The sequence below is a fragment of the Mesorhizobium sp. M0771 genome, from assembly GCF_040320155.1.
Classification (GTDB): domain Bacteria; phylum Pseudomonadota; class Alphaproteobacteria; order Rhizobiales; family Rhizobiaceae; genus Mesorhizobium.
Genome location: NZ_JAMYPC010000012.1, coordinates 89,128 through 106,331 on the forward strand (window position 1 = coordinate 89,128; position 17,204 = coordinate 106,331).

Annotated in this window: 21 protein-coding genes; 5 read left to right on the forward strand and 16 right to left on the reverse strand. The window is 63.0% G+C overall.

The window, feature by feature from the left end; genetic code table 11:
• Positions 1-38: 38 nt before the first annotated feature.
• Positions 39-1,322, reverse strand: coding sequence for a cystathionine gamma-synthase family protein (locus NKI05_RS19160; RefSeq protein ID WP_023688001.1), 1,284 nt, complete (start codon positions 1,320-1,322; stop codon positions 39-41).
• Between the two features lie 122 nt (positions 1,323-1,444).
• Between NKI05_RS19160 and NKI05_RS19165 the strand changes: the two genes are divergently transcribed.
• A complete protein-coding gene (locus NKI05_RS19165) occupies positions 1,445-1,903 on the forward strand; it encodes an Lrp/AsnC family transcriptional regulator (RefSeq protein WP_023690839.1) in 459 nt (152 codons plus the stop codon).
• Positions 1,904-1,951: 48 nt separating this feature from the next.
• Here NKI05_RS19165 and NKI05_RS19170 read toward each other — a convergent pair whose 3' ends face one another.
• Genes NKI05_RS19170 through NKI05_RS19190 form a run of 5 tightly spaced genes read right to left on the reverse strand, consistent with a single transcriptional unit; the run spans position 1,952 to position 6,309 of the window.
• A complete protein-coding gene (locus NKI05_RS19170; RefSeq protein ID WP_023682178.1) occupies positions 1,952-2,923 on the reverse strand; it encodes an ABC transporter substrate-binding protein in 972 nt (323 codons plus the stop codon).
• Positions 2,924-2,961: 38 nt separating this feature from the next.
• The gene (locus tag NKI05_RS19175; RefSeq protein ID WP_023815588.1) at positions 2,962-4,116 is read right to left on the reverse strand and encodes an ABC transporter permease; all 1,155 of its coding nucleotides are present in this window, start codon (positions 4,114-4,116) and stop codon (positions 2,962-2,964) included.
• Positions 4,113-4,991 carry an ABC transporter permease gene (locus NKI05_RS19180; RefSeq protein ID WP_352792913.1) on the reverse strand — a complete coding sequence of 293 codons (879 nt, stop codon included), beginning with the start codon at positions 4,989-4,991 and terminating at the stop codon, positions 4,113-4,115. The genes NKI05_RS19175 and NKI05_RS19180 overlap by 4 nt, the downstream gene beginning before the upstream one ends.
• Positions 4,992-5,528: an endonuclease domain-containing protein gene (locus NKI05_RS19185; RefSeq protein WP_023815590.1), complete on the reverse strand. Its 537-nt coding sequence runs from the start codon at positions 5,526-5,528 to the stop codon at positions 4,992-4,994. It lies immediately after the preceding gene.
• A complete protein-coding gene (locus NKI05_RS19190) occupies positions 5,518-6,309 on the reverse strand; it encodes an ABC transporter ATP-binding protein (protein WP_023815591.1) in 792 nt (263 codons plus the stop codon). The genes NKI05_RS19185 and NKI05_RS19190 overlap by 11 nt, the downstream gene beginning before the upstream one ends.
• Positions 6,310-6,419: 110 nt before the next feature.
• Here NKI05_RS19190 and NKI05_RS19195 point away from each other — a divergent pair, with 110 nt between their 5' ends.
• Positions 6,420-6,824 carry a cupin domain-containing protein gene (locus NKI05_RS19195; protein ID WP_031196380.1) on the forward strand — a complete coding sequence of 135 codons (405 nt, stop codon included), beginning with the start codon at positions 6,420-6,422 and terminating at the stop codon, positions 6,822-6,824.
• Positions 6,825-6,841: 17 nt separating this feature from the next.
• Here NKI05_RS19195 and NKI05_RS19200 read toward each other — a convergent pair whose 3' ends face one another.
• The 6 genes from NKI05_RS19200 to aptA form a co-directional block, all read right to left on the reverse strand.
• Positions 6,842-7,225, reverse strand: a complete 384-nt coding sequence (locus NKI05_RS19200) for a hypothetical protein (RefSeq protein WP_031197044.1) — start codon at positions 7,223-7,225, stop codon at positions 6,842-6,844.
• A 16-nt stretch (positions 7,226-7,241) separates the two neighbouring features.
• The gene (locus tag NKI05_RS19205) at positions 7,242-7,535 is read right to left on the reverse strand and encodes a hypothetical protein (RefSeq protein ID WP_245260000.1); all 294 of its coding nucleotides are present in this window, start codon (positions 7,533-7,535) and stop codon (positions 7,242-7,244) included.
• Between the two features lie 80 nt (positions 7,536-7,615).
• Positions 7,616-9,067, reverse strand: a complete 1,452-nt coding sequence (hydA, locus tag NKI05_RS19210) for a dihydropyrimidinase (protein ID WP_023699634.1) — start codon at positions 9,065-9,067, stop codon at positions 7,616-7,618.
• Positions 9,068-9,129: 62 nt separating this feature from the next.
• Positions 9,130-10,380, reverse strand: a complete 1,251-nt coding sequence (locus NKI05_RS19215) for a Zn-dependent hydrolase (protein ID WP_023744579.1) — start codon at positions 10,378-10,380, stop codon at positions 9,130-9,132.
• A gap of 3 nt (positions 10,381-10,383) precedes the next feature.
• Complete coding sequence (locus NKI05_RS19220; RefSeq protein WP_023725396.1) at positions 10,384-10,830, reverse strand: endonuclease domain-containing protein; 447 nt, start codon at positions 10,828-10,830, stop codon at positions 10,384-10,386.
• Positions 10,831-10,942: 112 nt separating this feature from the next.
• Entirely contained in the window at positions 10,943-12,271 is a 1,329-nt protein-coding gene (aptA, locus tag NKI05_RS19225; RefSeq protein ID WP_023815593.1) for an omega-aminotransferase AptA, read from the reverse strand.
• A gap of 255 nt (positions 12,272-12,526) precedes the next feature.
• Here aptA and NKI05_RS19230 point away from each other — a divergent pair, with 255 nt between their 5' ends.
• Positions 12,527-13,156 carry a TetR family transcriptional regulator C-terminal domain-containing protein gene (locus NKI05_RS19230; protein ID WP_023697053.1) on the forward strand — a complete coding sequence of 210 codons (630 nt, stop codon included), beginning with the start codon at positions 12,527-12,529 and terminating at the stop codon, positions 13,154-13,156.
• A 9-nt stretch (positions 13,157-13,165) separates the two neighbouring features.
• On the opposite strand, the gene NKI05_RS19235 is transcribed toward NKI05_RS19230, so the two are convergent.
• Entirely contained in the window at positions 13,166-14,038 is an 873-nt protein-coding gene (locus NKI05_RS19235; RefSeq protein WP_023697054.1) for a helix-turn-helix transcriptional regulator, read from the reverse strand.
• Between the two features lie 99 nt (positions 14,039-14,137).
• Between NKI05_RS19235 and NKI05_RS19240 the strand changes: the two genes are divergently transcribed.
• On the forward strand, positions 14,138-14,977 hold the full coding sequence (locus NKI05_RS19240) for an SDR family oxidoreductase (RefSeq protein ID WP_023668209.1): 840 nt from the start codon (positions 14,138-14,140) through the stop codon (positions 14,975-14,977).
• Entirely contained in the window at positions 14,974-15,696 is a 723-nt protein-coding gene (locus NKI05_RS19245; protein WP_023668208.1) for an SDR family oxidoreductase, read from the forward strand. Before NKI05_RS19240 ends, NKI05_RS19245 begins: the two co-directional genes overlap by 4 nt.
• A gap of 2 nt (positions 15,697-15,698) precedes the next feature.
• On the opposite strand, the gene NKI05_RS19250 is transcribed toward NKI05_RS19245, so the two are convergent.
• The 3 genes from NKI05_RS19250 to NKI05_RS19260 all read right to left on the reverse strand — a co-directional run bounded on the left by NKI05_RS19250 (position 15,699) and on the right by NKI05_RS19260 (position 17,161).
• Positions 15,699-16,076 carry a DoxX family protein gene (locus NKI05_RS19250; protein WP_023815595.1) on the reverse strand — a complete coding sequence of 126 codons (378 nt, stop codon included), beginning with the start codon at positions 16,074-16,076 and terminating at the stop codon, positions 15,699-15,701.
• A 76-nt stretch (positions 16,077-16,152) separates the two neighbouring features.
• Complete coding sequence (locus NKI05_RS19255) at positions 16,153-16,611, reverse strand: carboxymuconolactone decarboxylase family protein (protein WP_023668206.1); 459 nt, start codon at positions 16,609-16,611, stop codon at positions 16,153-16,155.
• Between the two features lie 31 nt (positions 16,612-16,642).
• Positions 16,643-17,161 carry an RrF2 family transcriptional regulator gene (locus tag NKI05_RS19260; protein WP_023668205.1) on the reverse strand — a complete coding sequence of 173 codons (519 nt, stop codon included), beginning with the start codon at positions 17,159-17,161 and terminating at the stop codon, positions 16,643-16,645.
• Between the last annotated feature and the right edge of the window lie 43 nt (positions 17,162-17,204).

The following is a 17,204-nucleotide window of genomic DNA, read 5'->3' on the forward strand; positions in this document are numbered from 1 at the left end:
ACAGAGGGGGGTGCTGTCCCGCCGACCTTCGTCAGCAGTCAGACCGCTGCCAGCGCCTGCGTCAGGTCGGCGATAAGATCGTCCGGATGCTCGACGCCGATCGACAGCCTGACCGTCGTCTCCAGCACGCCGATGCGCTGGCGCACGTCGAAGGGGATGCCGGAATGGGTCATGGCCGCCGGGTGGCTGGCGAGTGACTCCGTGCCGCCGAGGCTCACCGCCAGCTTGAATATTTGCAGCCCGTTGAGAAAGGCGAAGGCCGCCTTCTCTCCGCCTTTGATATCGAAAGAAAATGTCGAGCCGGCGCCGCTGCATTGCGCTTTGTAGGCCCGTCCCGCTGCCGTGTCCTCGCCCAGGAACGGCAGGTAATGCACCTTCTCGACCTTGGCGTGATCGCGCAGGAATTCGGCCACGAGCCGCGCATTGTCGTTGGCGCGCTCCATGCGGATGGACAGCGTCTCCAGCGAGCGGCCGAGCATCCAGCAGGAATGCGGGTCGAGTTGCGTGCCGATGGCGCCGCGCAGCGCCTTGATCGGCTTGGTCACCGCCTTGCTGCCCATCGCCGCACCGGCGATCAGGTCGGAATGGCCGCCGACATATTTGGTCAGCGAATAGACGGAGACATCCGCGCCATGTTCGATCGGTCGCTGGAACACCGGGCCGAGCAGCGTGTTGTCGCAGACGATGATCGGCGTTGATCCTTGGCTTGCGCCGATCTCGTCGGCAAACTTCCGGATCAGTGCGATGTCGACCAGGCTGTTGGTCGGATTTGACGGCGTTTCGATGAGAATGACCGAGACACGCCCCTTCGCCACCGCTGCATCAGCAGCGGCCCGCACCGCCTTCTCGTCGACGCCGTCGGCGAAGCCGACCGCGCCGATGCCGAAGCCGGACAGCGTGCGCGTCAAAAGCGTCTCAGTGCCGCCGTAAAGCGGCTGCGAATGCAAGATGACATCGCCCGGGCGGGCATAGGCGAGCAGCGTCGTGGCGATCGCCGACATGCCCGACGAGAACAGGATGCAGGCGTCCGTTCCCTCATAGACCGCCAGCCGGTCCTCGACGATCTCCGAGTTGGGATGGTTGAAGCGCGAATAGACCAGGCCGGACGCCGTGCCGCTCGGCGGCTCCTTGCGGCCGGATGTGTAGTCGAAGAAGTCGCGCCCCTCCTCCGCCGATTTGAACACGAAGGTCGAGGTCAGGAACACCGGCGGCTTGACGGCGCCCTCCGACAGCTGCGGATCGAAGCCATAGCTCAACATCAACGTTTCCGGATGGAGCTTGTGGTTGCCGATGTGGGTTTTCGACGGGCGCGGCGCGGTCATGGCTTTTCCTGCATCTGGAGGAGTCTCGTGCAGCAATTTATGCGATCCCGGTCCACCAGTCCTTGCTATTTTCGGCCTCGCATGGCTGCATCCCGGCAACAAATTGCCGAGCGAGAGCAAAAGTGCAGCAGAAGATAGCCGACGATTTCGACCGCAAGATCCTGCGCGAGCTGCAGGCCGACGCCCGCATCACCAACAATGAGCTTGCGGAGCGCATCGGCCTGTCGCCGTCGCCATGTTTGAGGAGGGTACGCCGGCTGGAGGAGGCCGGCATCATCAGGGGCTATACCACGCTGGTTGATCCCTCAGCCTTCGGCTGGAACATGGTCGCCATCGCCACCGTTCGGCTCAGCCGCCAGAACGAGGACGAGATCGTCATGTTCGAGGACGCCATCCGCGGGTGGGAGGAGGTGCTGGAATGCCACCTCGTCACCGGGTCGCGCGACTATGTGCTGAAGGTGGTGACCGGCAGCCTCGAACAGTACGAGCGCTTCATCAAGGAAAAGATCGCGCGGCTGAAATGCGTCGCCTCGATTGAGACCAGCTTCGTCATGAACACCATAAAGGAACGGCGCCTCTGACATTTGGTCAAAGGCGCCGCTCTCGAGGTCGAAATTGCCTGGCCAGGCTTATTTGATCGCCTTGTCGGTGATGGCCGTGGTGTAGGCGCCGGTCGGCGCCTTGGTGATGATCTTCTGGTCGAGCAGCGCCTTGGCGGTGCGCTCGTAGGTCGCCGGGTCGAGCTTGCCGTCGGCATTGTCGATCAGCTTGGCGACTTCGCTCATCATCCGCTTCTGGTGGTTTTCGTCCTGGCCACCGCCGTCCATGACAATGCCCGCGGCCTCGTCATTGTTGTCGATGGCATATTTCCAGCCCTTCATCGAGGCGCGCACGAAACGCACCATCTTGTCTTCGAAAGCCGGATCCTTGAGCTTGTCTTCCGAGGCATAGAGCCCGTCCTCAAGCAGGTCGTTGCCCATCGCCGAGTAGTTGAACACGGTGAGCTGGTCCGGCTTGTAGCCGGCATCGATCAGCTGCCAGTACTCGTTGTAGGTCATGACCGAAATGCAATCCGCCTGCTTCTGGATCAACGGCTGCACGTCGAAGCTCTGCTTCAGAACCGTGACGCCATCCGGGCCGCCTTCGGTCTTCAGGCCGAGCTTGTTCATCCAGGCGTAGAATGGATATTCGTTGCCGAAGAACCAGACGCCCAGCGTGTGACCCTTGAAATCGGCTTCGGTCTTGATCGGGCCGTCCTTCGGGCAGACCAGCTCCATACCGGCCTTCTTGAACGGCTGGGCGATGTTGACCAGCGGCACGCCCTTTTCGCGCGCGGCGAGCGCCCCGCCCATCCAGTCGACGATGACGTCGGCGCCACCGCCGGCGATCACCTGCTCGGGTGCGATATCGGGACCGCCCGGCTTGATGTCGACGTCGAGGCCTTCTGCTTCATAAAAACCCTTGGCCTTGGCGACATAGTAGCCGGCAAACTGCGCCTGCGTGACCCATTTCAGCTGCAAGGTCACCTTGTCGGCGGCCATTGCCTGGAACGCGGCCAGCGACATCGCGCCGGCCAGCATCGGAATGATCAGTCTTTTCATGTTTTTACCCTCTGAAGTTAACACCCGAACCCACCGCCCTATCCACCACGGACAGAGGGATGCCAAAACGTGACGGCTCTCTCGACGAGAGCGACCACGCCATAAAAGACCGAACCCGCCAGTGCTGCAACTGCGATTTCGGCCCAGACCATATCGATGTTCATCCGCCCGACCTCGGTCGAGATGCGAAAGCCCATGCCGACCACAGGCGTGCCGAAGAACTCGGCGACGATGGCGCCGATCAGCGCCAGCGTCGAGTTGATCTTCAGCGCGTTGAAGATGAAGGGCGCTGCCGCCGGCAGCCGGAGCTTCAAGAGTGTTGGCCAGTAGCCCGACGCATAGGTGCGCATCAGGTCGCGCTCCATATGGCCGGAGGCGGCAAGACCGGCAACCGTGTTCACCAGCATTGGGAAGAAGGTCATGATGATGACGACCGCGGCCTTGGACGGCCAGTCGAAGCCGAACCACATCACCATGATTGGCGCCACACCGATGATCGGCAGCGCCGAGACCATATTGCCGATCGGCAGCAGACCGCGGCGCAGGAACGGCACGCGGTCGGCCGCAATCGCCACCAGGAAGCCGGCGCCGCTGCCGATGACATAACCGAAGAGCACCGCCTTGAAGATGGTCTGCCTGATATCGGCGCCGAGCACCGGCAGGGAACTGGCGATGCGCACACCGATGGCGCTCGGCGGCGGCAAAAGGATGAAGGGAATGCCGGCGCCACGCGTCATCGCTTCCCATATGATCAGGATCCAGGCGCCGAAGATCGCCGGGATGATGAGGCGCAGCGCCATCCGCGCCCCTTTTGCCATCGGGCGAAGCCCCGACAGCACCGCCACACAGCGCCATGCCAGCAGCCAGGCAGCGGCGAGCAGCAGGAAATACGGCGCCAATGCCGTGCCTTCGAAACCTGTAATGCCCGAGATCAGCATCCAGGCGACGAGATGAGCGCCGATGAACAGCACCGCAGCCTCGGCCAGCGGCGAAAATCTGATCATCGAGATCAGCCCTGCCAGCACGGCCAGGCCGATCATCGGGGTCTTTATCCCGAAATAGGGGTAGTCGAAGCTTGCCGTCGGGTCTGCAAGGGCGGCCGCTTCCGGCTTCGACATCGCACCGAGCGCGACGGCGACGAGGCACAGCGCAACGGCCAGCACGGCTTGCCAGGAGGGCTTCAGCCAGTTCATGCCGGCCTCCCGCCCATGGCGCGGTCAACGAGGCGCCCGGCTATGCCGACCACCATGACCAGAAGGGCCGCCACCACCGAGCCCGCCACAAGGGCGGACCAGATGTCGATTGACTGGCTGTAATAGGCACCTGCCAAAAGCTTGGCGCCGATGCCGGCGACAGCACCGGTCGGCAGTTCGCCGACAATGGCGCCGACCAGGCTCGCCGCCACCGCCACCTTCATCGAGGTGAACAGGAACGGCACCGAGGCCGGCACCCGCAGCTTCCAGAAGGTCTGCGAGACACTGGCATTGTAGGTGTGCATCAGGTCGAGATGCATGAGTTCGGGCGAGCGCAGGCCCTTCACCATGCCCACCGTCACCGGGAAGAACGACAGGTAGGTCGAGATCATCGCCTTTGGGATCAGACCGCTGATGCCGATCGCCCCCAGCACGACGATGATCATCGGCGCCACGGCCAGAATGGGAATCGTCTGGGAGGCGATGATCCACGGCATCAGGCTGCGGTCGAGCGTCGCCACATGCACGATGCCGACCGCGATGACGATGCCGAGCGCCGTGCCGAAGGCGAAGCCGAGCAACGTCGACGACAGGGTCACCCAGGCATTGTAGACAAGGCTGCGGCTCGATGTGATGGGCCGCAGGAAGGTGTCCTCGAAGAAGTTCACCGCCACCTGATGCGGCGCCGGCAGCGTCGGCTTGGGCTGCGACAGCGTCTTGCCGATGATTTCGACGGTGTCGTGGGTTTCCCCGGCGCGCCGGTCGAGGTCGCGCTGGAAGGGCGCGTTTAGGATGACGGCGAAGACATACCAGAGCACCACCACGCCCAGGAGGATGGAGGTCACGGGGATGAGTTTTTCGCGGAAGGTGTCCATCTAGCGCGCCTCGCCAGCGGGGCGCCCTCCTCTCCCCAACGGGGAGAGGGTGGCCGGAGCGAAGCGGAGGTCGGGTGAGGGGGTAGAAATCTTTCCGTCGAGACAAGCCAAGATCGTATCCAGGACCGCTCGGCGCTCAGCCAAAACTTCGTGATTCCAGAAGCGCAGAACCGAATAACCTTGTCCGTTCAGCCAGGCTGTCCTGGCGGGATCGGTCAGTGATTCCGCGTGTTGGCTGCCATCAAGTTCGACAATCAGCCCCTGCTCGCGGCAGACGAAGTCCGCGATGAAAGGTCCGAGCGGCACTTGCCGCACAAATTTGTAGCCGTTGAGATGACGTCCTCTCAATTCCCCCCAAAGCCGGTATTCAGCTTCGGTCTCGTCAAACCGCAGCTTTCGGGCGCGAGCGGTTGCCCCGACATTTCTCTTGGTCGGATCCGTCGGCGCCGCCCCCTCACCCGACCTCCGCTTCGCTCCGGCCACCCTCTCCCCGTTGGGGAGAGGAGCCAGCCGGTCGTTCGCCCCCTCAATCATCATAGCTGTGCCCTGCCCTCAAGCCATCGCGTACCCTGGCCGCGATCGCCAAAAATTCCGGCGTCTCGCGGATGTCCAGTGGCCGCTCCTTTGGCAGCGTCGATTCGATGATGTCGGTAACCCGACCTGGGCGCGGCGACATGACGACGATGCGCGTCGACAGATACACCGCCTCGGGGATGGAATGGGTGACGAAGCAGATCGTCTTGTTGGTGCGCGCCCACAATTCCAGAAGCTGTTCATTGAGATGATCGCGCACGATCTCGTCCAGCGCGCCGAAGGGCTCGTCCATCAGCAACAGGTCGGCGTCGAAGGCGAGCGCGCGGGCGATCGAAGCGCGCTGCTGCATGCCGCCGGAAAGCTGCCAGGGGTATTTCTTCTCGAAGCCGGAGAGGTTGACGAGCTCCATCGTGCGCTTGATGCGCTCGGCCTGCTCCGCTCTCGAAAGGCCGATGACCTCCAGCGGCAGCGCCACGTTACGCTCGATCGTGCGCCACGGGAAAAGGGCTGCCGCCTGGAAGACGTAGCCATAAGCGCGTTTCTCGCGCGCCTGTTCCGGCGTCATGCCGTTGACCGAGATCGTGCCCGATGTCGGTTTCTCCAGATCGGCGATGACGCGCAGCAAGGTGGTCTTGCCGCAGCCCGATGGGCCGATGAAGGAGACGAACTCACCCTTGCCGATGGTCAGGTCGACATTGGAGAGCGCCTCTACCGGACCGTCATTGGTCTGAAAGGTAAGGCCAAGTTTGCTTGCCGAGACGACGGCTGGCGATTGTCCCGTCATCGCTTGCTGCCTGCCTCTCGCAGCCGCCCAGGATGAAATGCCGTTGCATTCGCGTTGATGTTGCTTTCCACTCGTCCAATCCCACCCACTCGACGCCCGGAGCCTTGCCGATGTCGCCCAAACCCACTTGTCACCTTATCCGTCCTGAAAGCACTTATGAAGGCAAGCAGGGATTGACCTATTTTGCCGGCATTGCAGCCGAGACGGTCGGCTCGTCCGGCATCTGCATGCATCTGCTCACCCTGCCGCCCGGCGCCCGCGCCAAGGCGCATCTGCATGAAAGCCATGAGACGGCGATCTATGTGCTCTCGGGCGAGGTCCACACATGGTATGGCGACAGGCTCGAGAACCACATCGTCGTCAAGGCCGGCGACCTCTTCTACATCCCGGCCGGCGTACCGCATCTGCCGGCCAATATGAGCAACGCCCCGTCCTCGGCCGTCATCGCCCGCACCGATCCCAATGAACAGGAAAGCGTCGTCCTGTTGCCGGAGCTGGATGCGCTGGTGGCCTGACGCTGACGGGACTGCCGTCATTTGCACCGCGCCACTTCGCCCATGACATTGCCGTCCTCGTCGGCGACCGTCAGCTTCTTGGCGTTCTTGGCGCTGCGCTTGATGGTGAATTTGGTCGGCTCCTGTCCGTCTTCACCTTCGGCCTCGCATGTCGCCGTCACCACCAGCGAACCATCAGCCTGCGCTTGCTTCTCCGTGAAGGTGCAGGCGCTGGCGGCGGTGACCAATGCCTCGTCGGTCAAAAGCAGCATCCGATCGGCGGCGACTTCCTGGCCGTTGCGGTTGATGCAGCCATATTTGTCCCCATAGGGTTTCGTCAGGTCGATGCCTGCCGCAAGGGCCTGACCCGCAGCCAGAACGACTACCATCGCAACAGACGGCCCCAAACCGCGCGCGCTCATTCCCCCAGCTCCAACGTCACGAACACGGTTGCAACGGCCCCATTTCTTCAAGACCGGGAATGGTCACGAAGAACCCACCCTCGCCCTTGTTGGTGACCACAACGGTTTCAGCCGTCGTCCCCGCCTCGCCTTCGGCGGAACAGGTCGCATCAAGTGATTGCGTGCCCGGCGCCCACGTCAATTGCTGCGCGAACCGGCAGCCGCTGCCATAGGTCTCGATGCCCTCGGCGGTCAGCACGATATAATCGTCGCGGCCCTGAAAGCCGGCCTTTGCAAAGACACAACCGGCATCGTTGCCCCAGAAGCCCACCAGCCTCTCGGCCCCTGTTGCCGGACCAGCGACCACCATCGCCACGACCAGTGAAATGAGCGCCCCCGGGCTCCGCAACGTCAAACGCCTGTCGCCGGAATGCCGGTGCGTTCGACCTTGCGCGGCGCGGTGATGTCCTTCCAGGTCGATAGAGCCCGGTTGACCGCCGCGTTCGGCTCGCGGGCGACGAATTCGCCATGGCCGGGCTTGGCCTTGACCTCCGCTTCCTCGACCGACAATTCGCCGCGCGAAAAGACGAAGCGCGGCAGGCCGGTCACCTCAAAACCTTCGAAGACGTTGTAGTCGATCACCGATTGCTGCTTCTTCGAGGTGATGGTCTTCTTGGCGCTGGGGTCCCACACCACGATGTCGGCGTCCGCGCCTTCGACGATGGCGCCCTTCCTAGGATACATGTTGAGGATCTTGGCGATGTTGGTCGAAGTCACCGCGACGAACTCGTTCATCGTCAGCCGCCCGGTGTTGACGCCCGTCGTCCACAGCACGGGCAAGCGGTCTTCAAGCCCGCCAGTGCCGTTCGGGATCTTGGTGAAATCGCCGACGCCGTTGCGCTTCTGCTTGGTGGTGAAGGCGCAGTGGTCGGTCGCCACCACCTGCAGCGATCCCGCCTGCAGGCCGGCCCACAGCGAATCCTGGTGCAGCTTGTTGCGGAAGGGCGGACTCATGACGCGGCGCGCCGCATGGTCCCAATCCTTGTCGAAATACTCGCTTTCATCCAGCGTCAGATGCTGGATCAGCGGCTCGCCGAAAACCCGAATGCCCTTCTGGCGGGCGCGGCGGATGGCTTCGTGGCTCTGCTCGCAGGACACATGCACGACATAGAGCGGCACGCCGGCCATGTCGGCGATCATGATGGCGCGGTTGGTCGCCTCGCCCTCCACTTCCGGCGGCCGCGAATAGGCGTGTCCCTCGGGGCCATTATTGCCGGCGGCGAGCAGCTTTTGCGACAGCGCCGCAACCACGTCGCCATTCTCGGCATGAACAAGCGGCAGCGCGCCGAGATCGGCGCAGCGCTGGAACGACGCGTACATCTCGTCGTCGTCCACCATCAGCGCGCCCTTGTAGGCCATGAAATGCTTGAACGAGGTAATGCCTCTGTCGACGACGGTGGCCATCTCGTCGAACACCTGCTTGCCCCACCAGGTGATCGCCATGTGGAAGGAGTAGTCGCAGGCAGCCTTCGAGGTCTTGTTGTCCCACATCTGCAACGCTTCCAGCAGCGACTGCTGCGGCGCCGGCAGGCAGAAATCGACCACCATCGTGGTGCCACCGGAAAGGGCCGCACGCGTCCCGGACTCGAAATCGTCGGCCGAATAGGTGCCCATGAACGGCATTTCGAGATGGGTGTGCGGATCGATGCCGCCCGGCATGACGTAACAGCCGCTGGCGTCGAACTCATGGTCGCCATGCAGGTTCGAGCCGATGGCGACGATCTTGCCGTGCTGCATCAGCACATCGGCCTTCCAGGTGCGGTCGGCGGTGACGATGGTGCCGTTTCGGATGACTTTGGTCATTGTCGTGTTCCCTTGTTCTCTTCGCGCTTCTTGTGAGCGTCGTTTTGAATACAGATCTTAGTTCACGCCACGATCCCCGCTGTCTCTACCACCGCATGGAACAGCACGTCGGCGCCGGCGCCGGCCCATTCCTTGGTGATTTCCTCAGCCTCGTTGTGTGACAACCCGTCAACGCAGGGGCACATCACCATGGCGGTCGGCGCAACGCGGTTGATCCAGCAGGCGTCGTGGCCGGCGCCGGAGACGATGTTGCGGTGGGAATAGCCGAGCCGATCGGCGGCGTCGCGGATCGCCTTGACGCAGCCGGCATCGAAGGTGACCGGATCGAAAGCGCCGACCTGCTCGACCTTGTACTGGATGTCGAGCGCCTCACAGATTGTGTCGATGCCTTCGCGTATGCGCCCATCCATCGCGTCCAGCACTTCCTTCTCGGGCGAGCGGATGTCGATGGTGAAGACGGTGCGCCCGGCGATGATGTTGCGCGAGTTCGGAAACACCTCCATGTGGCCGACCGCGCCGACGGCGTCGGGCTGGTAGTCCATGGCGATCTCGTGCACCAGTTCGATGACCCGAGCCATGCCGAGCCCGGCATTACGGCGCTTGGGCATCGGGGTCGAGCCGGTATGCGCCTCCTTGCCGGTCAGCGTTACCTGCAGCCATTTCAGGCCCTGGCCGTGGGTGACGACGCCAATGTCGATGCCTTCGTCCTCGAGGATCGGCCCCTGCTCAATATGCAGTTCGAAGAAGGCGTGGATCTTGCGATCACCGACTTTCTCGGTGCCTTTCCAGCCGATGCGCTCCAGCTCCTCGCCAAATTTCCTGCCCTGTTTATCAGTGTGCTGATACACGTCCGCCTGATCGAGCACACCGGCGAACACGCCGGACGCCATCATAGCCGGGGCAAAGCGCGAGCCTTCCTCATTGGTCCAGTTGGTAACGACGATCGGATGCCTGGTCTGGATGCCGAGATCGTTAAGCGAGCGAATAATCTCCAGCCCGCCGAGCACGCCGAGCACGCCGTCATATTTGCCGCCGGTCGGCTGCGTGTCGAGATGGCTGCCGACATAAACCGGCGGCAGGCTGGGATCAGCGCCTTCCCGGCGGGCAAACATGGTGCCCATTTCGTCAAGCCCCATTTCGAGCCCGGCCGCCTCGCACCAGCGCTTGAACAGATGCCGTCCCTCGCCGTCCTCGTCGGTCACGGTCTGGCGATTGTTGCCGCCGGCAATACCGGGGCCGATCTTCGCCATCTGCATGATGGAATCCCACAAACGGTCTGAATTGATTCGCAGATTCTCGCCTGGGGCGGCCATGCTCTAAAACCTCATCGGTTGCGGGGCGGCGGCGTCCCCCTCCCCCTCGAGGGGAGGGTGGCCGCGAAGCGGTCGGGTGGGGTCGCCCGCGACGCGCGCGACCTTCTCTTTGACCACCTGCGCGACGTGCCAAGCGCTGTTTATGACATCGGGCTCGTCAACACGGAAGACTTCAAATCCGAGCGATCGCAGATAAGCATCGCGAACGGCATCGTGCCGACTACCCCTGTCGTGTTCGTGCATGTCGCCATCGACCTCAACGATCAGCTTCACCGCCAAGCAGGCAAAATCCACGATGTACGGGCCAATCGGGCACTGACGGCGAAACTTGATGCCGGCTGATTTCAGGTCCCGCAGTTCATACCACAGCAGCGATTCTCCCTTGGTCGCGTGAATTCGAAGCGCTCGCGCCTTTTGGCGCATTTCGAAGCTCACGCGGGTACGGGGCATCAGGAGCGGCCTCGGAACAAAAGAGCAGGTCGGCGTCCGGTCGCACCGACCCCACCCGACCGCTTCGCGGCCACCCTCCCCTCGAGGGGGAGGGCTATCCGCGCCCGGTTTGTCAATCGATCGCCCTCAGCACTTCTCTGACATGGTCGATCAATTCGTTGATCTGGCCCTTGGTGATGATCAGTGGCGGCGACAGCGCGATGATGTCGCCGGTGGTGCGGATCAGCGCGCCGCGCTCGAACGCCTTGACGAAGGCCGAGAAGGCCCGCTTGGTCGGGCTGCCGGCGATCGGCGCCAGTTCGATCGCGCCGATCAGGCCGATATTCCTGATGTCGATGACATGCGGCTCGCCCTTCAGCGAATGCAGCGCATCTTCCCAGTAAGGCGCCAGTTCCTCGCCACGGGTCAGCAGGCCTTCTTCCTTGTAGGTGTCGAGCGTGCCGAGTGCCGCGGCGCACGCAATCGGATTGCCCGAATAGGTGTAGCCGTGGAAGAACTCGATCATGTGCTCGGGGCCGGTCATGAAGGCGTCGTGGATTTCCTTCTTCACGAACACCGCGCCCATCGGGATGACCCCGTTCGAGACGCCCTTGGCGGTGGTCATGATGTCGGGCGTGATGCCGAAATAATCCGCAGCAAACGGCGCGCCCAGACGGCCGAAACCGGTGATGACCTCGTCGAAGATCAGCAAAATGCCGTGCTTGGTGCAGATCTCGCGCAGCTTCTGCAGATAGCCCTTCGGCGGCAGGATGACGCCGGTGGAGCCGGCGACCGGTTCGACGATGACGGCGGCGATGGTCGAGGCGTCATGCAGGGCAACGATGCGCTCCAGCTCGTTGGCGAGTTCGGCGCCATATTCCGGCACGCCCTTGGAGAAGGCGTTCTTTTCCGGCAGATGCGTGTGCGGCATGTGGTCGACGCCGCCGAGCAGCGTGCCGAACATCTTGCGGTTGGTGACGATGCCGCCGACCGAAATGCCGCCGAAATTGACGCCGTGATAGCCGCGTTCGCGGCCGATCAGGCGGGTGCGCGCGCCCTCGCCCTTCACACGGTGATAGGCGATCGCCATCTTCAGCGCGGTTTCCACCGATTCCGAACCGGAATTGGTGAAGAAGACATGGTCCATGCCCTTGGGCGCGAGGTCGACCAGGCGGTTGGCCAGTTCGAACACGATCGGGTGACCCATCTGGAAGGCCGGCGCATAGTCGAGTTCGGCGGCCTGATGCTGGATCGCCTCGGTGATCTTGGGACGGCAATGGCCGGCATTGACGCACCAGAGGCCGGCGGTGCCGTCGAGCACCTTGCGGCCGTCGCTGGTGGTGTAGTGCATGTCCTTGGCGGACACGAACATGCGCGGCGCCTGTTTGAACTGCCGGTTTGCCGTGAACGGCATCCAGAATGCGCTGAGATCGTTCGGCGTGACTTTCAGCCGGTTGGACATGACCAAGACTTCCCCTTGTAACCTGTTTCGGTGCGGCTAACGCTTGGTCTTTCCAAAGCTTGGTCTTTGCTGCGTTTTCATGCTACGCAAATTTTTGACCGATTGGACAAACGTTAGCACCGCCCTGTCGGCGGTCAAGGGATTACTAGCGGAAATGCGGCCTGCGAAGTGCGCTCCACGGGTAAGAGAAAAACTGGTCCAGAGAATTGGTCCAGATGACCCGCTCGGCCAAGGCTTGCAGGGGTGAGCGGCGCCATGGAAGGCTCAGCCCCTCGCCGCACCCGCATCCAGCAGGAAAAGCGCGAACTGATCCTGGAGGCAGCCCTCGAAGTCTTCTCCGCCAACGGCTTTCGCGGTTCGACCATCGACCAGATCGCCGAGGCCGCCGGGATGTCGAAGCCGAACCTGCTCTACTATTTCCGCCGCAAGGAAGACATCCACGAAACGCTGATGGAGCGGCTGCTGGCGACGTGGCTGGCGCCGCTACGTGAACTCGACGACATCGGCGACCCCCTGACCGAGCTCAGGAGCTACATCCGGCGCAAGCTCGAAATGGCGCGTGATTTTCCCAGGGAAAGCCGGCTGTTCGCCAACGAGATCCTGCAAGGCGCGCCGCGCATCATGCCGCTGCTGGCGGGTGAGCTGAAAACGCTGGTCGACGAGAAGGCCAACGTCATCAAGGGCTGGATGCGCGCGGGAAAAATCGCCCGCACCGATCCCTGGCACCTGATCTTTTCGATCTGGGCGACGACGCAGCACTATGCCGATTTCGATGTCCAGGTCCGTGCCGTGCTCGGCGCCGATCGCGGCGGCGACGGCCGCTTCGAGGATGCGGCGCGGTTTCTGGAGCAGTTGTTCATTGATGGGCTGAAGCCGAAGGGCTGACCTTGGGCGTCAGGCGCTGCGGCGCTCCGCCGGCATCGCCTCAAGCAAATTCTGCAGCTTCTCGATCGAATTCTGTTCGGCCAGCGGCGTGTAGACGATCAGCTTCATGTCCGAGCCGTCGTCGATCGACAGGCTCATATGCTCGAACGTCATGGCGCCGGCGCTCGGATGTCGGACATGTTTCACCCCCGACAATCGGCGTGCCACGTCGCGTTGCGGCCACCAGTCGCGAAACTCCGGACTTGAGCGCGTCATAAGCACGATCAGCCGCTCGAAATCCGCATCGCCCACATAGCGGGCGCTTTCCGCCCGGAACGAGGCCAGCACGGTGCGCGCCAATTGCTCCCAGTCAACCAGCAGGCGCCGGTGATGCGGATTGGTGAACACCATGTGGACGATGTTGCGGGCGTCGCCCTCTAGCAGGCCATAATCACCGAACACCGCTACCGCCGCCGGATTCCAGGCCAGCACATCCCAGCGCCGCCCGACGACATAGGCCGGCTGCAGCACCAGGCTCTCCAGCATATGCATTAGCGGGCCATCGACCTTTTCCGGCGCAGCCACGCGGTTCTCCGGTTGCTGGCGGCCTGCCAGGATGAACAGATGCCGCCTTTCAACGGCGTCGAGGCGCAGCGCTTCGCTGAGCGCCGCTAGCACCTCCACCGAGGGTCTGACCTCGCGCCCCTGCTCTAGCCATGTGTACCAGGTGGTGCCGACGCCGGCGATCATCGCCACTTCCTCGCGACGCAAGCCTGGCGTGCGTCTCCGCAGGCCGGTCGCGATGCCGGTGGCGGACGGCGTCAATCTTTCGCGGCGCGAGCGCAGGAAGGCGCCAAGCTCGCGCCGGCGGCTGTCTTCAGCGGAGTGCGTGGGGGCATCCATGAGCGCTATTATAGCAGTATTGATACCAGGATAAAGTTTGAACTGTTTGGGCTGGGTCAGGCGCCCCATCTTCCATCCAGAGAGATGGAGGCTCTGAATATGGATCTGAAAGACAAGACAATCCTCATCACCGGTTCGACCGACGGCGTCGGCCGTGTCGTCGCGCAAAGGCTGGGCGCCGGCGGCGCGCGCGTGCTGGTGCATGGCCGTGACGCGGCTCGCGGCAAGGCAACCGTCGCAGAAATCGAATCCGCCGGCGGCAAGGCCGAGTTCCTCGCCGCCAACCTCGCCTCGCTAGCCGAGGTCCGCCGCCTGGCCGAGGCCGTACGCGCAAAAACCGACCGGCTCGACATCCTCATCAACAATGCCGGCATCGGCACGGCCGGCGCCAAGCGACAGCTCAGCGCCGACGGCTTCGAACTGCGCTTTGCGGTCAACTATCTCGCCGGTTTCCTGCTGACCTCGGAACTGCTGCCGCTGCTCAAGGCGAGTTCGCCGGCGCGCATCATCAACGTCGCTTCGGCCGGCCAGCAGGCGATCGATTTCGGCGATGTCATGCTGACACGTTCCTATGACGGCGTGCGCGCCTATTGCCAGAGCAAGCTGGCGCAGATCCTGTTCACCATCGACCTGGCCGGAGAGTTGAAAGGCAGCGGCGTCACCGTCAACGCTCTGCATCCAGCGAGCTACATGAACACCACCATGGTCCGCCAAGCCGGCGTAACGCCATGGAGCTCGGTCGAGACCGGCGCCGACGCCATTCTCAACCTCGCGACATCGCCCGCCCTGGAGGGCCGCAGTGGCCTCTATTTCGATGGCCTAAAGGAATCCCGCGCCGAAGCACAAGCCTATGACGCCAAGGCCAGACAGCAATTGCGAACCCTGAGCCTCGACTTCGTCGGCCAAGTCTCCGCAAAATCGAAGGAACAGCATTCATGACCGGCAAGATCGAACACACGGTCGTCATCGGCGGCTCATCCGGCATCGGCCTCGCAACGGCGCGAAAACTGCTGGGCCCAGGCATGAAGGTGACCATCACCGGACGAAGCCAGGACAAGCTCACCAGCGCCTGGAAGAGCCTCGGCGGCGCCGCCGAAAAAGCTGCCTTCGATGCTTCGAAGCCGGATGAAGTCCGCCATTTCTTTGGGGAACTCGGACCGTTCGATCACCTCGTGCTGGCTGCCAGCGGCGGCAAGGGACTTGGGCCGTTCGAAACCCTCGATCTCTCAGACATCGCCGGCGGCGTCGACGAGAAAGTCAGGCCGCAGCTGTCCTGCCTGCAGGCTGCCTTGCCGACGCTCAACAGATCGGGATCGGTCACTTTCATCTCGGCGGTGTCGGCACAATTGTCGGCGCCCGGCGTGGCTGGCATTGCCGCCGTCAACGGCATGCTGTTGACGGTGGTGCCGATCCTGGCGGTCGAACTGAAGCCGCTGCGCGTCAATGTCGTGGCGCCCGGCGTCATCGACACGCCGTGGTGGGATTTCCTGGCCGAAGACCAGCGGCAGGCGGTGTTCAGCGAATATGCCGGCAAAACCCCGGTGGGCAGGATCGGCCGCGCCGAAGACGTCGCCGGCGCAATCGCCTTTCTAGTCTCCAACGGCTTCATGACCGGCCAGGTGCTGACCTGCGACGGCGGCCTGCGCTACGCGGCGTGACCTTACAGCGACTGCGCGATCAGCGTGAGAAGGCCTCCGGCCAGTGCGACGTTGCCTACGAAACCGTTGATGCGCGACGCCCGGTCCGGGCCATGATGGTCCCAGAAATTGTGGAACATCGGCGTGGCGACGATGAGAAACAGCAGCAGCACGGCGCAGGCGGTCGCAGTCCACAGGCCGGCCATCAACAGCGCGCCGGCAATGGTCTGCAGGACGATGCCGGCCCACAACGCCAATCTCGCCTGCGGCACGCCGCGCGCGGTCATCAGCCCTGTCAGGAAGGTCTCGTTCTGAACATTGCGCAGGCCGGCGCAAACGAAGGCGCCGCCGAGCAACAGGCGGCCGAGAAACAAAAAGGTCGAAGGCAAATCGACAGGCATGAAATCTTCCCCGTACTTAAGCATGAAACAGGTGGAGCGCCGCCCTTTCCACGGCGCTCCATGACTAACCGGACGGTCAGGCTGCTTTGGCAGCCGGCATCGGGTGAATGGCGTGGAACGGGATGCAGAGCCGGTTCCAGGTGTTGATCATGCCGATCGCGACCGACAGCTTGACCAGTTCCTCTTCCGAGAAGTGCTCTAGCGTGCGGGCATAGAGTTCGTCCGAAACGCCATTGTTGGCGATCAGGGTCGTTGCCTCGGTCCAAGCAAGCGCCGCGCGTTCGCGCTCGGAAAACAGCGGCGATTCCTTCCAGGCCGAAACCAGATAGAGCCGTGTCTCGGTTTCGCCATCGCGCCTCGCCTCGCGGCTATGCATCTCGACGCAGTAGGAGCAGCCATTGATCTGCGAGGCGCGGAGCTTGATCAAATGCAGCAGGCTCACTTCAAGCCCGCATTCGTCGACCGCCTTGTTGAGCGCCGACACGGCTTTCATGATCTCAGGCGCCTTGGCGAAGAATTGCAGTCTCTGTTTCATCGTCTTTCCTTTCACATCTGTTTGCGGGGGATTAAATCTGTTTGGTCGAAGCGGGTTTCTGCGGCCGCTGATGGCGCGCCACAAAGGCACAGCTGGCGGCAAACGATCGCGGATCGCCTTCGGCCTTGTAGTCAGCCACGATGTCGGACAACCGGGTTTCCGCGAGAGCGGCACGATAGGCACGCTCGGCTTTCAGCATCGCGGCATTGATGCCGCACGGCTTCACATAGGCCGAAGCATCGATCTTGACCGGGCCGCGCTGGCGGATCTCGCCGCAGCGGAAGGCCGGCTCGCGACCCTCGACCGCAAGCACGATATCGAGCAGCGTGATGCGCTCGGCCGGACGCGCCAGCCGGTAGCCGCCCGCCGGTCCCGGCACCGATTCCAGGATGCGCGCAGCAGTCAGCTGGTTCAGATGTTTCAGCAGATAGCTCGGCGACAGGCCGAAGGACTCTGCCAAAGCAGCACCCGGTATCGTGCTGTTGCCCTCCACGCTGGCCAGTGTGGCCGCGCAATGGATGGCCGCTTCTACACCCTCGCCCAGTTTCACGATGTTGCGCTCCTATTCATGGATATCTTTTATCCTAGATAGA

What these genes read in the sequence shown, in the direction of transcription:
- NKI05_RS19160 (WP_023688001.1), bottom strand. Translation starts at nt 1,322, where the DNA reads ATGACCGCGCCGCGCCCGTCGAAAACCCACATCGGCAACCACAAGCTC.
- NKI05_RS19170 (WP_023682178.1), bottom strand. Translation starts at nt 2,923, where the DNA reads ATGAAAAGACTGATCATTCCGATGCTGGCCGGCGCGATGTCGCTGGCC.
- NKI05_RS19175 (WP_023815588.1), bottom strand. Translation starts at nt 4,116, where the DNA reads ATGAACTGGCTGAAGCCCTCCTGGCAAGCCGTGCTGGCCGTTGCGCTG.
- NKI05_RS19180 (WP_352792913.1), bottom strand. Translation starts at nt 4,991, where the DNA reads ATGGACACCTTCCGCGAAAAACTCATCCCCGTGACCTCCATCCTCCTG.
- NKI05_RS19185 (WP_023815590.1), bottom strand. Translation starts at nt 5,528, where the DNA reads ATGATGATTGAGGGGGCGAACGACCGGCTGGCTCCTCTCCCCAACGGG.
- NKI05_RS19190 (WP_023815591.1), bottom strand. Translation starts at nt 6,309, where the DNA reads ATGACGGGACAATCGCCAGCCGTCGTCTCGGCAAGCAAACTTGGCCTT.
- NKI05_RS19195 (WP_031196380.1), top strand. Translation starts at nt 6,420, where the DNA reads ATGTCGCCCAAACCCACTTGTCACCTTATCCGTCCTGAAAGCACTTAT.
- NKI05_RS19200 (WP_031197044.1), bottom strand. Translation starts at nt 7,225, where the DNA reads ATGAGCGCGCGCGGTTTGGGGCCGTCTGTTGCGATGGTAGTCGTTCTG.
- hydA (WP_023699634.1), bottom strand. Translation starts at nt 9,067, where the DNA reads ATGACCAAAGTCATCCGAAACGGCACCATCGTCACCGCCGACCGCACC.
- NKI05_RS19215 (WP_023744579.1), bottom strand. Translation starts at nt 10,380, where the DNA reads ATGGCCGCCCCAGGCGAGAATCTGCGAATCAATTCAGACCGTTTGTGG.
- NKI05_RS19220 (WP_023725396.1), bottom strand. Translation starts at nt 10,830, where the DNA reads ATGCCCCGTACCCGCGTGAGCTTCGAAATGCGCCAAAAGGCGCGAGCG.
- aptA (WP_023815593.1), bottom strand. Translation starts at nt 12,271, where the DNA reads ATGTCCAACCGGCTGAAAGTCACGCCGAACGATCTCAGCGCATTCTGG.
- NKI05_RS19230 (WP_023697053.1), top strand. Translation starts at nt 12,527, where the DNA reads ATGGAAGGCTCAGCCCCTCGCCGCACCCGCATCCAGCAGGAAAAGCGC.
- NKI05_RS19235 (WP_023697054.1), bottom strand. Translation starts at nt 14,038, where the DNA reads ATGGATGCCCCCACGCACTCCGCTGAAGACAGCCGCCGGCGCGAGCTT.
- NKI05_RS19240 (WP_023668209.1), top strand. Translation starts at nt 14,138, where the DNA reads ATGGATCTGAAAGACAAGACAATCCTCATCACCGGTTCGACCGACGGC.
- NKI05_RS19245 (WP_023668208.1), top strand. Translation starts at nt 14,974, where the DNA reads ATGACCGGCAAGATCGAACACACGGTCGTCATCGGCGGCTCATCCGGC.
- NKI05_RS19250 (WP_023815595.1), bottom strand. Translation starts at nt 16,076, where the DNA reads ATGCCTGTCGATTTGCCTTCGACCTTTTTGTTTCTCGGCCGCCTGTTG.
- NKI05_RS19255 (WP_023668206.1), bottom strand. Translation starts at nt 16,611, where the DNA reads ATGAAACAGAGACTGCAATTCTTCGCCAAGGCGCCTGAGATCATGAAA.